The sequence below is a fragment of the Ignavibacteriales bacterium genome, from assembly GCA_026390815.1.
Classification (GTDB): Bacteria; Bacteroidota; Ignavibacteria; order Ignavibacteriales; family SURF-24; genus JAPLFH01.
Window position 1 is genome coordinate 180,518 of record JAPLFH010000033.1, and the last position, 15,698, is coordinate 196,215.

Consider the following 15,698-nt stretch of genomic DNA (forward strand, 5'->3'; position numbering starts at 1 on the left):
TAAAAAGATTTTATAATCCTTACTTAATTTACTCAACTAATTTTCTGGAGCAGTTAATATTAATATTTGAAGCAAAAGAATCTGCAAAATTTATTTTCAGGTTGAACTTTTATTTCTTTACCATCAGATTTAACCAATCCGAATGAAAAATTATTTTTATTCCAAATTGTATTTTTAAAAAGGACAGACATTTCTGTCTGTCCTTTAAACTTATCTAAGCAAATTCATCTTCTTAATTAAGCTATTACCATCAACACGCAATTCATAAAAATAAATTCCGGATGATAAAGCACCAGCATTAAAATTTGCTATGTGTAGTCCGGCTTCCATTTGTTTATTTATTAGTACTGCAACTTCTTGCCCTAATACATTATAAACTTTTAGGTTGATAAATGAATTGTTTTTTGTTTCGAATTCAATTGTAGTGGAAGGGTTGAACGGATTAGGATAATTTTGTTTAAGTGAATAGCCACCAGGAATGATTTCAGTATTCTTAACACCAGTTACATTATCAGAAGTTAAAATATAAAAACTGCTCATCTGGTTGGTGGAAAATGTAACAGTATTAGAAGTTAAATTAATAACTGCATCAGATATAACCTTCCATTTACTGTTTTGATCATCCCAGTACTTAACTTTAATAGTATTTTTATCTGTACCGTAAGCTTGCATCTGTTTATCATCAAAATGGAATTGGAAGTGACTGCTTGAACCGAAATTCATCATGCCTCCGCAACTACCACCTTGCATCATTCCGTTTGATCCTTTTGGATTAAACATCCCGAACTCATATCCCTTAAAAATATGTTCACCATTTCTGTTAGGAATATTAATAGGATTTAATTCCAGCATTCTACCGAATAAAGAATCCGACATCATTCCACCCATATTCCAACCACTATCCATCATCATAAAATCATTCTCATCAAATGGATTAAATACTTTATCATTTGGTTTGTTTTTGTGCATCCATCCGCCGCCGAAGTTTTTTCCAATTAATGTTGAATCCCGCCATACTTTATCATTTATCATATACACAATTACTACTGGTAATCCGGACGATTGTAACTTACCGCCAACTATTGTTATTGCATCACCGTTCTTTGGTCTGATAACTCCGGAATTTGGTTCATACCACCATGGACCGAAATTCAAATAATAATTCGGTTTCCCATCATTATTCTCATCAAGGTAATATTGATTCATGAAAAAAGTTGTATCCACTAATGCTAAGCCGGTTATGGTTACCTTGTGTGGGTTTGTGCCATTTGAACCAAAAGCATAACCCATGCAATTACCGGAGTGGTGTCCCATCATATGTGTACTATCGCCAAAGTCATTCCACATTGGATCAAATGGATCTCTCCATAGCTGACCGTTGATTTGATATACTATTATCATCGGCAAACCACCCATATTCATAATACTGTCGAGCTGCCCACCTTTAATTGTTACCTGATCTCCATTCTTTGGTCTTGTTGCAGTAGAATTATCCGGTTTATACCAAATGGGACCGAAGTTAAGATAGTATTCATTTGTTTCGTCCCCGTTTAAATCAAGATAATAAATAGGCATTACATGTAGTGTATCAACAGTTATCTTGCCGGATAGAGTAACTTGTTTTAATGTATCAGGAAACATAAAGCCTGTTCCACCGCCCATCATTGTTTGGGCAAAAACTGGAATTGCTGAAACCAGTATAAATAGTAACAAATTTATATATAGCTTTTTCATTTTTTCTCCTTTAATAAATAATAATAATTCAAATACAACCTTGCCTTTCTCAAAAAAATATAATAGACAATTCGCTTCTTTAAAGTAAAGAATTGTTTTCTATTGCTTAACCTTAAAATCATTTTTCTTTAGATTCGTTTTTGCTTCTTTAAGTGTAACTTCCTTTAAAGTCATTTTGCAAAGCGGGCACTTTCCTGCTTTATCTGAAATAACATTCCAGTGCATTTGGTCCTGGAAAACTTTGCCATCCTTATTTGCATCAATTACTTTCAAATCAATTACTCCTTCATGGATAATTCCGGTTGTATCTGTCATTTTATTTCCCTTCATATCCATTTTCATTCCCATATGATGGTGCATACCGTGTTTCATTTCCATCTTTTTGGTTTTTGTGGTGTCACCAAATGATTTTGCACTGACACTATTATTAGCCATAGTTATTAAAGCGAACATTAATAGTACAGTTAAGACTGAAAATGATTTATTCGTCGTTTTCATTTATTACTCCTTTTTTTTGTTAAACAATGTATTTTATTTTTAACGTTTTTAATTTTTATTTTGTCATGTTCATTCCTTTCATATCATCTGATGAAGACTTCTTTTGCTCTGTTGAAGTTGAACCACCATGCTGATGACCGGTTGGCATTCCGGTTTTAAGTTGGCTTTCAGAATCAATCAAGAAACCGCCGGTTGCTGCGATTTCATCACCTTCATTTAAACCTGAGAGTATTTGATATTTATCTCCGAATCGGTTACCAATTTGAACACTTCGGGCTTCGAACATTCCACCTGCCTGACCGGTAGGCAGGTCTCCAGTTTTTGACCAAACAACCGCTCTCTTTCCAGCAAATATAATCGCATCCGCCGGAACAAGTAAGCCTTGTCCGCTTGCGCGATTAAAAACAGTTTCGCCATACATCTGTGGTTTTAGCTTTCCGCCGTAGCTTGAAAATGCGCTTCTTACTTTTACGGTTCTGGTTTGAGAGTTGATTACCGGATAAATGAAGGTAACTCTTCCGTTAAATTCTTCGCCAGGATAAGCACGTAAGCGTAGTTTGACCGGACTCCCAACTTTTACATTTGATAAATTTTTCTCATATACCTCAGCAACATTCCAGAGAGTTGAAAGTTCAGCAACATCATAAATTTCAGTACCTTCATTCACATATACTCCTTCCTGCACTTTCTTTTCAATCACTGTTCCGCTAATTGGAGAAAAGTATGTTAGAGTAATATTTATCTCTCTTGTTTTCTCAAGTGTTTGAATTTGTTCTGAAGTCAATCCTAAGATTTCCAATTTCTTTTTAGTTGCTTTCAAAAGAGAAATCGAGTATGATGAATTGTTTAATGCAATTATATATTCATTCTGCGCTTGCACTAAATCAGGACTGTAAATTTCAAATAATGGCTGACCCTTCTTAATATAATCTCCGGTTTTATCAACCAACAGTTTCTCTATCCTTCCGTTGAACCGCGCCGAAATTGTTTTGCGATTGTTTTCAACAAAATCCAAATAGCTGTAAGCGGTTACTTGTTCCTGAAGATTTTCTTTCTTAACTACTATTGTGGAAACATTTGCGAGAATCATTTTTTTAGCGCTGAGTGTAACCATATTAGACATATCTTTATCATTTACTGGTTCTTCATTTTCATCTGCAACTTTTTTGATAAGATCCATTCCGCATATCGGGCAGGCGCCGGGTCTATCCATATGAACTTGTGGGTGCATGGTGCAGGTCCAATAATCTTTTTGTTTTACTACTGTGTGTTCATGCTTGCCTCTATCATCCGATTTTGAGCATCCGGATAAAACGAGAAAAATGGTAATAAACGGAATGAATAAATATCTGGCTGTTTTCATTTTTGTTCCTCTATTTAAACTTCTAATATTTTTCATGTTACCACCTAAAACTTTTTGAGTGTTGTTCCAACCATCATTTCAATCTCCGCTAGCGACATTTGCATGTCGGCTTGAGACATATAATAATTCATCTGCTGCATTAATAACATTCGGTAAGAATCAATTACGGTTGTAACGCTGGTTCTGTTATTTTGAAATGCCGAGACTTGCGATTCAGCTGCTTTGCTGTAAAGCGGAATTACTTTGTCTCTGTAGAGTTTTGATAAATCAACAGCAGTATTATATTTAACAAGAGTTGCTTTCAATTGAGATGTCATCTCGCGCTGCATATCGTTTTTTTCAAACTCAATGCTGCTGATTCCGGCATATAACTCTTCTTCCTTTGCCTCGTATTTATTTATTGACCAAGGAGCAAACGGAAGATTGATGGAGAACATTAATGAATACATATACTCGGTCTTAGGTGATTCCATCCAATCCATAGCCAAATAATTTTTTGAAGTTAGAATCATTCCCATCGGCATTCGCATAAACATTCCTTGAACCATTAAGTCTGGAATTAACTCACGGTTGTTTGCATTAATCATTGCTTTGTTCATTTCAATCATACTGCCCATTTTTTTTAGTGATGGATTAGAATAACCGAGCAACTCTTCCAATTTTGATTGAGAAGAAGAAAGCGTATCAACAGAAAAATCTGCAGCTACATAAACATCTTTTGAATCAAGATTGCGCCCGAGAAGTTTGTTGAGTTTATAAATCTCAGCCTCTTTTTGTTTTTCCAGAATCAAAAGCTGGGTTTCGTTAGAGGCAATTTCACTTTGTAGTGTAAGAACGTCTGCTTGATTGATCTTGTTTGTATAGTAAGATGATTCAATCGATTTGACAACCTCATTTATGAAAGAAATATTTTTCTTTTGAACTTCTATTTTTCTATCAATCAGCCAAAGTGAATAGTAAGACATTTTTACTTGTGCAGTAAGATTGATCTTATATATTTCATAATTATTTCCTTCCACCAAAGTATTCTTCTTTTCAACTTCTGCCATTGCATTCAACTTTCCGCCAATTGGAAACATTTGCGATAGAGCAAAGTTGTTTGAAATGGATTGATTGAGAATATCTATTGAGCTTGTTGGAACTTGAGAAAACTCAACGGACAAATTTGGCGCTGAAAGAGTGTTGATTGACTCGGTTCTCTTTTCTGATGCAGTAATTTTGTATTGCAATGATTTCAACTGCGGATTATTTCTTACCGCTTCATTTACCAAGGAATCAACAGACTGCGAATATGAAGTAGCAGACAAACTAATATATAATAGAGGAGCATACAACAAAATGCACAGAGATTGCACAGAGTACCAAAAAGAATTCTGGCTCCTGACCCCCGACTTCTTACTTCTAAATTCTACATTCTTCATTCTACATTCTACATTCATTTTATTCTCCCTCCTTCATCCAATCAGCCATTTTAGATAATTCTAATGTTCCTTTTTTTAGTGCGTGTTCTTTCATCATTGTAAAAAGAATTGGTGTAACAACAAGAACGTGAATAGCACTTGTAAGCAAGCCGCCAATCATTGGCGCTGTTAGCGGTTTCATAACATCGGAACCGGTTCCGGTAGACCACATTATCGGAATTAGTCCAACCATTGCTGTAAAAACAGTCATCAACTTTGGTCTTAATCTTAGAACGGAACCTTCAACGGTTGCATCATAAATATCTTCATTTGTAATTGGTCCGCGTAATCCTTTTTGATGCGCACGTAATTTTTTGTCGAGTGCTTCATGCAAATAAACAACCATTATAACACCGGTTTCCGTTGCAATGCCATATAAAGCGATAAATCCAACCCAAACAGCAACTGAAAAATTGTAACCAAGAATGTAGATCATATACATTCCACCGATAAGCGCGAAAGGAACAGAGAGCATTACAACTCCGGCTTCAACATAATTTTTAAGAGTGAAGAAGAGAAGGAAAAAGATTATCAGGAATACAACCGGCATAATAATTTCAATTGTCTGCTGTGCGCGGACTTTGCTTTCATATTGTCCGCTCCACGTATAAGAATAACCTGCGGGAAGTTTCAATCCATTTTCAATTATTTTTTTTGCATCAACCATTACGCTGCCCATATCACGTCCGCGTGTATTCATAAAAACTATTGATCGGAGCATTCCATTTTCGCTGCTTATCATTGGCGGACCGGTTACTAAGTTTATATCAGCTAATTCAGAAAGAGGTAAATAAGTAACGGCATTTTGATTTACACTCGTGAGCGAAAAATCATTTTGTGTATTAGATGCTTGGGGAATAATGCTTGCCTGGTTTGAACTTCCCATTGAAGAAGACATACCGCCTGAGTTGCCTTTTCCAACTCCACCACCGCTCATAGAGCTTGAGGAAGATTGTGCCGCCATTGGACCTGCCTGTCCGGCAGGCATGTTTGATAATGCAACAGGTACGATTAGGCTTTTCAGTTCTTCTATGTTATCACGGTAATCTTTTTGATAACGCATTCTAATTGGAAAGCGCATTCTTCCTTCTATAACAATTCCAAGATTTTGTCCGCCTATAGCAGTTTCAATTATATCCTGAAGATCGCGGATGTTAACACCATAACGTGCAGCAATATCGCGTTTGACATTTATGTCCAAGTAATAACCATTCTGGACTCTTTCAGCAACAACATCTGCAGCTCCATTTACTGTCTTCAATAGTTTTTCTGCATTTATTGCGTAAGCTTCTAGGGTATCGAGATTAGGACCGAATATTTTAAATCCAATATCCGTTCTTACACCAGTGGAAAGCATATTGATTCTATTGATGATCGGTTGAGTCCATCCGTTACGCACACCGGGTATTTGTAATTTGGAATCAAGTTCTGCAACGATGTCTTGCTTTGTAATACCGGGTCGCCACTCACTTTTTGGTTTTAGCAAAATAATCGTTTCGATCATACTCAATGGGGCATTATCGGTTGCAGTTTCAGCACGTCCGGTTTTTCCTAATACGTGATGAACTTCTGGAATCGATTTTATAATTTTGTCCTGTTCCTGTAAAATCCTATTCACCTCAGCAATAGAAGCGCCGGGCAAAGTTACCGGCATATAAAGAATTGAACCTTCATCAAGTGGGGGCATAAACTCACTGCCCGTATTTAGTATCATAGGAATAGTTATTAAAAGAGCGATTACATTAATTGCAATTGTAATTTTTCTGTGTTTAAGCACCCAATGAATTACCGGCGCATAAAGTTTAATGAAAAAGCGCGTGGTTGGATTTTTATCTTCCGGCTTGAACTTGCCGCGCATTAGCATCGTCATTAAAACTGGAATTAGAGTAATAACCACCAATGCAGATCCGATTAGTGCAAAAGATTTTGTGTAAGCCAATGGATGAAATAATTTTCCTTCCTGTCCGGTTAACATAAATACCGGAAGAAAAGAAACCAGAATTATTAATTCTGAAAAGAAAATTGCTCTACCGACTTGCTTTGCAGAATCAATTGAAATTCTTTTGTATTCATCCGGCGTTAAGCCTTGCTTACCGGCAGGCAGGTGTTTCTTTTCCTCCAACGCTTTAGCAAGATTGCGGTAGGCGTTTTCCACCAGAACAATTGAGGAATCTACTATCACTCCAACTGCTAAGATTATTCCACCAAGGGACATTATATTGGAGGAGATTCCGAAGAGGTACATTAATATGAATGCAATTAGAATTGAAATTGGAAGCTCAATAAGAATTCTTACAATGCTTCTAAAGTGAAGAAGAAAAATCATAACCATTATAGAAACCGTGATTGATGCTTCTACCAAAGCTCTTTCCAAAGTTCCAACAGCTTCTTTAATCAGGGTGCTTCTATCATACGAAGTTATTATTTCAACTCCAGGTGGAAGTCCGGGGGAGATTTCTTTTATCTTCTCTTTAATTCGGTCAATAACTTTTTGAGCATTCTCACCGGTTCGCATAACAACTATACCACCAACAACTTCTCCTTCACCGTTCTTTTCCAACGCGCCGCGTCTTATATCGCCTCCTAAAGAAACCGATGCAACATTTTTAATTAGAACTGGAATTCCATTAGAAGAAGTTTTTATAACTGTATTCTCTATATCATCTTTAGATTGAATGTAACCCTGTCCACGGACAAAATATTCAGCATCGCTAATTTCCAAAATTTTCCCGCCAACTTCGTTATTGCTTCTTTGAACAGCATTTACAACATCAGCAACTGTTAAATTATAAGCGCGTAAATCATTCGGGTTAACATCAACCTGATATTGTTTTACAAATCCACCGATGCTTGCAACCTCCGCAACTCCATCAACAGAAGAAAGTTTGTAACGGATATACCAATCCTGAACTGCACGAAGTGCACCAAGATCATATCCTTTTGCTTCAACAGTATACCAATATACGTGTCCAACGCCGGTTCCATCCGGACCAAGAGAAGGAACAACACCGGAAGGTAATTGTGCCTGAACAGTGTTCATTCTTTCTAAAACGCGGGTTCGTGCAAAGTATGTATCAACTCCATCTTCGAAGATTACAAAGACGAATGACATTCCAAACATTGAAGTTGCACGAACAGCTTTTACATGAGGCAATCCTTGCAAACCAGATACAATTGGAAATGTAACCTGGTTTTCAATTATTTCCGGAGATCGCCCCATCCATTCTGTAAAAATGATTACCTGATTCTCCGAAAGATCTGGTATCGCATCAACTGGCAAATTAATTACACTGTAAATACCGAACCCGATGACGAGTACATAAATTAGAATTACTATGAATCTGTTTTGCGAACTCCATTCAATTATTTTTTCGATCATTGTCTACTCCAAATGCTAAGACTGAGGAAATGTAAAGGGGTAAAACCAGCCAAAGCCATTTTAAAACATTAATTAAATACCAATCTTTTAAGTAAACTTTTGCCGTTGTATGCAAAAACTTCTTTTCACCTAAAAGAGATTTATGTTTTATAAATGAATTTTAAATAACTAATTGGAGATTCAGAATGAATAGAGAATTCCCGGGAATTATTGGAGGAGATTTTTCCAAAACATTGATTTTATCTTGAGTGTAATTGTTATTAGCATAATTAACATCAAGAGGAAATGTGATGATATCAGAAATCCTAATTTGGTCTTGGGAAAATTTTGAAGAAAGATAGTTTTCTGTTAACGGAGAGGCAGCAATTTTATTATTGCAGCAGTCGTTTATTCCGGAAAACTTAATTTCTTTTTCAGTGTTTGATTTTACAGTGCACATTGAGCAGGATTTTAATGATACTTTCCCCATCAGATGACAGAAATGCACAACAACCGGAATTCCAGTTGAAGAAAAAGTAAAGAGAAGTAAAACTACCACGACAATATGTTTGCTAATCTTGTGCATCTGCTTAAAAATTACTTATTACAGTTTGTTAAGTCAAGTTACTTATTCTAATACAAATATTTTAGAATTTAAGTTCCTGTTACTTTACAACTTGGTCAATGAAATTTAATCCGCCAATAAATTTGCCTTAAATGGTTAATGAATTACCACTTTATTTTTCTTATATTTCGTTCAGTTCGATGATGAAATTTTATTCTTAACACTATGAAATCCTTTAAAGAGTAATTAACAAGTTATAAAAAATAAATTAAGTAGAAAGATAGGACATAGGTAACTCAAGTTGGGTAATTGCTGTCCCGATTTATCGGAAGAGAGGAAAGTCCGAACTCCCAAGAAAAAAGTGCCGGGTAACGCCCGGGGTCCCGGTATATATCGGGATACGGAAAGTGCCACAGAAAAAATACTTTCCCGGTTAAAACCAAGTTTTAATTGGGATAAAGGTGAAAAGGCAGGGTAAGAGCCTACCGCTCCGGTAGTAATACCGGGGGTGTCAATAACATTGGCATCCCGCATTTTGCGGGACACGGCAAACCCCACTTGGAGCAAGATCAAGTAGGAAAGTATCCCGATTTCGATCGGGAGATAGGCGTTTGCCTTAAATACTTTCCGGGTAGATCGCTTGAATCCCGGAGCAATCCTGGATCTAGATAAATAATTACCGTCCCGATTAACATCGGGATTACAAAATTCGGCTTATAGACGTGAGTAACCTATGCTCTTTTTCTACTTTTTGGAATCCATACAATGTTACCAAAACAGTGGAAACTTAGAGAAAGTGCTGATGAAAATATTATTAAATTACTTACCGATTCATTAAAAATTTCTAATGTATTAGCAAACCTTCTTGCTGCCCGCGGCATTACCAGCTATCAATTAGCTAAAACATTTTTTAGACCCACTCTGGATGAATTGAACAATCCGTTTTTAATGAACGGGATGGAAGAAGCTTCACTTCGTGTTATTAAAGCAATTACCAGCAATGAACTTATTTATGTTTATGGTGATTACGATGTTGATGGAACATGTTCTGCTGCGCTGCTTTACTTATTTATAAAAGATCTTGGCGGGAATGCGGAGATTTATATTCCCAACCGATTAACTGAAGGTTATGGTTTATCCAAAGCTGGAATTGATGTAATAAAAAGCAAAGGTACATCTTTACTAATTACTGTTGATTGCGGTATTACTGCAATTGATGAGACAATTTATGCCAAATCTCTTGGAATGGAAATGATCATTTGCGATCATCATCAACCAGCTAATTCAATTCCTGACGCATTTGCAGTTCTTGATCCATTAAAGCCAAATTGCAATTATCCCTATAAGCATTTGTCAGGTGCTGGAGTTGCCTTTAAGCTTGCACAAGCTATTTGCGAGCGGATTGGCAAGCACGAATTGCCCCACAAGTATTTGGACCTTGTAGCAATAGCCGGAGCTGCTGATATTGTTCCGCTTACAAATGAAAACAGAATTCTTGTAAAAAAAGGATTGGAGTTAGTAAACACTAATCCAAGACCTGGTATTGCTGCACTAATAAAAAGTGCTGGCATGGTACCCGGTAATTTAACTGCCGGACATGTTGTATTTACAATTGCTCCACGGATAAATGCAGTTGGAAGATTGGGTGATGCAATCCGTGCTGTTGATCTTTTTATTACAGATGATAAAATAGATGCAATTAAACTGGCAGAAGTGCTTGAGGGAGAAAATTATCAGAGAAGAAAGATTGATGAGCTAACTTATTCCCATGCTATTAGTTTGGTGGAAAGTTCAATAAATCTGGATGAAGACATTGCAATAGTTTTGCACGAAGAAAATTGGCATCCGGGAGTTATTGGAATAGTAGCTTCTCGTTTAGTGGAAAAATATAATCGTCCAACAGTAATGTTAACTACTGTGGATGGAGTAGCTAAAGGTTCTGCAAGAAGTATTGTTGGTTTTAATATTTATGAAGCGCTTAAACAGTGTGAAGATCTGCTGCTTCAATTCGGTGGACACGAAGCCGCTGCAGGTTTAGCATTAGAATTAAATAAGTTGGAAGAATTCAAGGAGAAGTTTAACAGGATTGTAAAAAATACTGTTAATCCTGGGGATGTTAATCCTGAACTTTTAATTGATGATAAAATTACACTTTCCGAAATTACACCAAAATTTTTAAAAATCCTGGATGAGTTTTCACCATTCGGACCGGGTAATATGCGTCCAATCTTTATTGTTGAAAATGTTGAATTGGTTTATGCTCCAAGAATTGTCGGATCGAACCATATTGTAATTATGATAAAGCAGAATGGAACAGACAAAATATTTGATACAATTGGATTTAATCTTGGAAGTTTTGCTTCGCTTATTGATAAAGACAAAAATTTGCTGGATATTGCGTTCACGATTGAAAAAACTGAGCGCGATGGAAGAACTTTTCCTCAACTGCGACTTAGAGATATAAAAGTAAAACTAAAATTAAGCAGCTTAAAAGAAGAATTGAAACTAGAAATTTAATTAAGGAGAATAAAAATGTCCGGGCATTCAAAGTGGGCAACTATAAAAAGAAAAAAGGGAGCTTTAGATGCAAAGAGAGGAAAACTTTTTACAAAACTAATTAAAGAAATTACAATTGCTGCAAGAGATGGTGGTGGTGATCCCAATGGAAACCCACGCTTAAGATTAGCAATAGATAACGCTAAAGCAGCAAATATGCCGGCTGATAATATTGAAAGAGCTATTAAAAAAGCAACAGGTGAACTCGAAGGTGTTCATTATGAAGAAATTATGTATGAAGGATATGCTCCAGCGGGAATTGCTGTTTTGGTTGAAGTTGTAACTGATAATAAAAAAAGAACGGTAGCGGAAGTACGCCATATGTTTAGTAAAAGCGGCGGTAATATGGGTGAAGCGGGTTCTGTTGCCTGGATGTTTGATAAGAAAGGTGTTATTACATTACCACTACAGGATAAAACCGAAGATGACATTCTGGAAATAGTTCTTGATGCCGGTGCAGATGATCTTCAAACTGAGGAAGAAATTTTTGTTATTCAAACATCAGTGGAATCGTTTGAATCAGTTAGAAAAGCTTTAGTTGATAAAAAATTGGCAATAGAAAATGCCTCGATACAAAGAGTTGCAAAAAATCTTGTTGTTGTTTCCGGTGAAGATGCTGAGAAAGTGATGAAGCTGATTGAAGCTCTTGAAGATAATGATGACGTTCAAAATGTGTATTCTAATGCCGATATTGACGAAGGAGTGATTCAATAGAAAACAGAAATCAGAAAATAGAAATCAGAATTCGGAAAACAGAAATCGGAAACTAAAACAAGATTAGTCTGAGTTCTGAATTCAATACCGTACATTTTTATCAAATTAAATTTTTTTAGAATGATAATACTTGGAGTAGATCCCGGAACAATTTGTACTGGTTTTGGAATTATCAAACAGGATTTGAGCGAGATAAAGATAATTGCTCAAGGTGTAATTAAACCCTCGCCATTCAAACCACTTCCAATAAAATTAGAAGTAATTTACGACGAACTTGATAAACTAATAAAAAAATTCAGACCAGATGAATTTGCAATAGAAACTGCCTTCTATGGTAAAAATGTTCAATCGGCAATGAAGATTGGATACGCAAGGGGAGTTTCTCTGCTTGCTGCGGTGCATAATAAAGTTCCGACAACAGAATATTCCCCTCGGGAAATAAAAAAATCTGTGGTAGGAAATGGTGCTGCTTCAAAGAGCCAGGTTCAATATATGATCACACATTTGCTAAATTTGAAAAAAGAAAAAATGGCATTTGATGAAAGCGATGCCCTGGCGGTTGCGGTTTGTCATTCATTTAAAATAAAATCGCTTACTCCTAAAAGCGGAAGCTGGAAAGATTTTATCAAAGCAAATCCGGAAAGGGTAATATTATGATTGGCTACTTAATCGGCAAAATAATCTCCAAGAAACCAACAAGAATTTTACTTGATGTAAATGGGGTTGGTTATCTTGTCAATATTTCTCTAAACACATTTGATAAACTTCCTGATGAAGGAAGCAGCACGTCAATTCATACTTTTCTTTCTGTTAAAGAAGACTCTCTTACACTTTTTGGATTTTCAACAGAAGCTGAAAAACAGATGTTTGAATTGCTGATAAGTGTAAACGGCATCGGACCTAAGCTTGCACAAAATGTTTTATCCGGAATTCAAATTGATGATTTGAAGAACGCTTTAAGCATTGGCAATTTAAATAGATTAATAGCTATCCCCGGAATTGGAAGAAAGACAGCGGAGAGAATGCTTGTTGATTTGAAAGATAAGGTTGACCTGGTTGGTGAAGAAAAGGGATTTTCTGTTCCTAATAAAATAAAAGAAGATGCTGTTGCTGCACTTACAACTCTTGGCTACAACCAAAAGATTTCAGAAAAAATTATCCGTGATGTACTTGGTTCAAATCCTGCAATTCAAATTGAAGAATTGATTAAGCAGGCTCTTTTACAGATGAATAGTTAGGTGAAAGTGGTTGGTATTCTATTTATTGTTTTACCCCGCAATCCCAAATCCGCACTCCTCAATCCGAAAATCCCCATTCCGCAATTAAATTACTTCTGCCTCAACCTTAGCTATGTGAGTAATTTCTGCTTCAAGTTTATCACCTTTAACAACTCTGCCAACACCGGAAGGTGTGCCGGTAAAAATCAAATCGCCCTTTTCTAAAACCAAAACTGAAGAAATATATCGTACAATATCAGCCGGCTTAAAAATCATTTTATTTAGTTCGCAATTCTGTTTTATAACTCCGTTTAACTTAAGAGTAATCTTTTCATCAAAATTAAGCGGATGATCTTTCTTCAAATTTATTTCTGAAATTACTGCAGAAGTATCGAATCCTTTGGAGACCGTCCAAGGATGCCCCTTCCTTATTTCTTCTGATTGAATATCTCTCAAAGTCATATCTAAACCAACACCATATCCGGCAATTCCATTTTCAGCAGTTGTTAAATCTACATTTTTTAAATCTTCGCCAATCAATAAAACAAGTTCGGCTTCATAATTTAAGTTTTCAGAAAATGTTGGATGTACAATCTTATCTCCGCTGTAAATTAATGCAGATGTTGGCTTAAGAAAAATCAGTGGGAATTCCGGAACAACATTACCAAGTTCTTCCGCATGCTCTCTATAATTTCTTCCAACACAAATAATCTTGCCAATAATGTAGGTTTCATTTGAGTTTTTAATTTTTACTTGTTTCATTTCGATCCTAAAAATTTTGGACTTAATATACTTACTTATTAATAAGCATTCAATCACCGGCGAAATGAAATTGCGAAGGTAAGTAACAGAATTATTATTGCCTATTTAAACATTCTAAGTTCTGAACTCTTCACTCTACACTATTATCTATCAGGTTTTTTGTTTTTTCTTTTTGGCGGCAGGAAACAAAATATTATTCAAAATAAGTCTGTAGCCGGGCGAGTTTTTATACAAGCTTAAATCTGTTGGAGGATCTTGCACGGCATGCTGATAGTCTTCCGGATCGTGTCCACCATAAAAAGTAAATGTTCCTCTTCCAAAGTTACCGTGCAAATATCTAACTTGATCTGTCCCGGCTCTTTCCCCAAGAATGATAATAGACTTTTTAATAAATTTCTTATGGAACATTGTAGTTTGCCCCATAAATCCATGAACCACGTTTACATGATCCTGTGTTAGCATTGTTGGAACAGGATCGTACTTTGCAGAAAAGTCGAACAAAGTAAAATAGTCATTCTCCGGCGAACCAATCTCCAGAAGCTGAACATCAATATCGCTGTATTCGTAAACATAAGGATTCATTTCAAGATGAAAATTTTCGAAAGCAAATGTTTTGGAAAAATCGAGTTTCTTTTGAGCATCCGGATCTGGTGCATCTCCATCGTACATTTTATCACAAATATCTGTGTTCTCCGCAGCCAGCGCAATATCGTAGGAATCAGTTGCCGAGCACATTGCAAACATAAATCCGCCCTGACCAATATAATTTTTAATTGTTGTAACAACATCTTTTTCCATCTCGCTAACTTTTCTATAGCCAAGTTTTTTCGCTTCAGTTTCATATAGCATTTGTTGATCGACATACCATTGAGCGCTTGCAAAACTTGCATAAAATTTTCCATATTGTCCGGTAAAATCTTCATGGTGAAGATGAAGCCAATCATATTTACTCAACTCACCTTTAAGAACTTCATCTACCCAAATTTTTGTATAGGGCACTTCGGCATATTCAAGAGCAAGCGTTACCGCATCATCCCAGGGTCTAAATCCTGGTGGAACATAAACCGCAATGTTAGGGGCTTTCTCCAAGCGCATTACGTCCATATTATTTTCTTCACTTTGAACAAGTGAAAGAATTTCTACGGCTTGAGCACTGGAAAGAACATCGAATGCAACACCTTTAATCCGGCATTTGGCGGCAAGTTTATCAGAATAATTCAAAAGAAAAGATCCGCCGCGATAGTTGAGTAGCCAATCTGCAGTTTCATCTTCCTTCAAATCATTAAAAGTAATTCCATACGCTTTAAGATGATCGGTTTGCTGCAAATCCATGTAAATAAGTATTTTGGATTGAGGAAATACAATTGAACTAAATAACAGAATAAATAAAAAGCTCTTCATCTTAATCTTATAAAAATTTTTATTGATTGAAAATATTTTATATTATGCCAAAATGCTACCAGCTTGTATC

The 15,698-nt window shown here is 36.0% G+C and carries 12 protein-coding genes and 1 other RNA gene; 5 read left to right on the forward strand and 8 right to left on the reverse strand.

From position 1 onward, the window contains the following. Positions 1-210: 210 nt before the first annotated feature. The 6 genes from NTX22_10585 to NTX22_10610 all read right to left on the reverse strand — a co-directional run bounded on the left by NTX22_10585 (position 211) and on the right by NTX22_10610 (position 8,999). On the reverse strand, positions 211-1,734 hold the full coding sequence (locus NTX22_10585) for a T9SS type A sorting domain-containing protein (protein MCX6150962.1): 1,524 nt from the start codon (positions 1,732-1,734) through the stop codon (positions 211-213). A gap of 99 nt (positions 1,735-1,833) precedes the next feature. Next, on the reverse strand, positions 1,834-2,232 hold the full coding sequence (locus tag NTX22_10590; GenBank protein ID MCX6150963.1) for a hypothetical protein: 399 nt from the start codon (positions 2,230-2,232) through the stop codon (positions 1,834-1,836). A gap of 55 nt (positions 2,233-2,287) precedes the next feature. After that, positions 2,288-3,631 (reverse strand): efflux RND transporter periplasmic adaptor subunit, encoded by a 1,344-nt coding sequence (locus NTX22_10595; GenBank protein ID MCX6150964.1) that lies wholly within the window; start codon positions 3,629-3,631, stop codon positions 2,288-2,290. 8 nt (positions 3,632-3,639) lie between these two features. Further along, complete coding sequence (locus NTX22_10600; protein ID MCX6150965.1) at positions 3,640-5,034, reverse strand: TolC family protein; 1,395 nt, start codon at positions 5,032-5,034, stop codon at positions 3,640-3,642. Position 5,035: 1 nt separating this feature from the next. After that, positions 5,036-8,434 carry a CusA/CzcA family heavy metal efflux RND transporter gene (locus NTX22_10605; protein ID MCX6150966.1) on the reverse strand — a complete coding sequence of 1,133 codons (3,399 nt, stop codon included), beginning with the start codon at positions 8,432-8,434 and terminating at the stop codon, positions 5,036-5,038. Positions 8,435-8,594: 160 nt separating this feature from the next. Continuing rightward, on the reverse strand, positions 8,595-8,999 hold the full coding sequence (locus tag NTX22_10610; protein MCX6150967.1) for a hypothetical protein: 405 nt from the start codon (positions 8,997-8,999) through the stop codon (positions 8,595-8,597). A 272-nt stretch (positions 9,000-9,271) separates the two neighbouring features. Here NTX22_10610 and rnpB point away from each other — a divergent pair. The 5 genes from rnpB (at position 9,272) to ruvA (ending at position 13,486) form a co-directional block, all read left to right on the forward strand. Then, positions 9,272-9,711, forward strand: an RNA gene (gene rnpB / locus NTX22_10615) — RNase P RNA component class A. A gap of 32 nt (positions 9,712-9,743) precedes the next feature. Next, positions 9,744-11,495: a single-stranded-DNA-specific exonuclease RecJ gene (gene recJ, locus NTX22_10620; GenBank protein ID MCX6150968.1), complete on the forward strand. Its 1,752-nt coding sequence runs from the start codon at positions 9,744-9,746 to the stop codon at positions 11,493-11,495. 15 nt (positions 11,496-11,510) lie between these two features. Next, positions 11,511-12,248: a YebC/PmpR family DNA-binding transcriptional regulator gene (locus NTX22_10625; protein MCX6150969.1), complete on the forward strand. Its 738-nt coding sequence runs from the start codon at positions 11,511-11,513 to the stop codon at positions 12,246-12,248. A gap of 120 nt (positions 12,249-12,368) precedes the next feature. Continuing rightward, on the forward strand, positions 12,369-12,905 hold the full coding sequence (gene ruvC, locus NTX22_10630; protein MCX6150970.1) for a crossover junction endodeoxyribonuclease RuvC: 537 nt from the start codon (positions 12,369-12,371) through the stop codon (positions 12,903-12,905). After that, positions 12,902-13,486 carry a Holliday junction branch migration protein RuvA gene (gene ruvA, locus NTX22_10635; GenBank protein MCX6150971.1) on the forward strand — a complete coding sequence of 195 codons (585 nt, stop codon included), beginning with the start codon at positions 12,902-12,904 and terminating at the stop codon, positions 13,484-13,486. Before ruvC ends, ruvA begins: the two co-directional genes overlap by 4 nt. An 84-nt stretch (positions 13,487-13,570) precedes the next feature. On the opposite strand, the gene NTX22_10640 is transcribed toward ruvA, so the two are convergent. Both NTX22_10640 and NTX22_10645 read right to left on the reverse strand, forming a co-directional pair. Continuing rightward, complete coding sequence (locus NTX22_10640; protein ID MCX6150972.1) at positions 13,571-14,227, reverse strand: fumarylacetoacetate hydrolase family protein; 657 nt, start codon at positions 14,225-14,227, stop codon at positions 13,571-13,573. Positions 14,228-14,377: 150 nt separating this feature from the next. Beyond that, the gene (locus NTX22_10645; protein MCX6150973.1) at positions 14,378-15,628 is read right to left on the reverse strand and encodes an asparagine synthetase B; all 1,251 of its coding nucleotides are present in this window, start codon (positions 15,626-15,628) and stop codon (positions 14,378-14,380) included. Positions 15,629-15,698 lie beyond the last annotated feature (70 nt).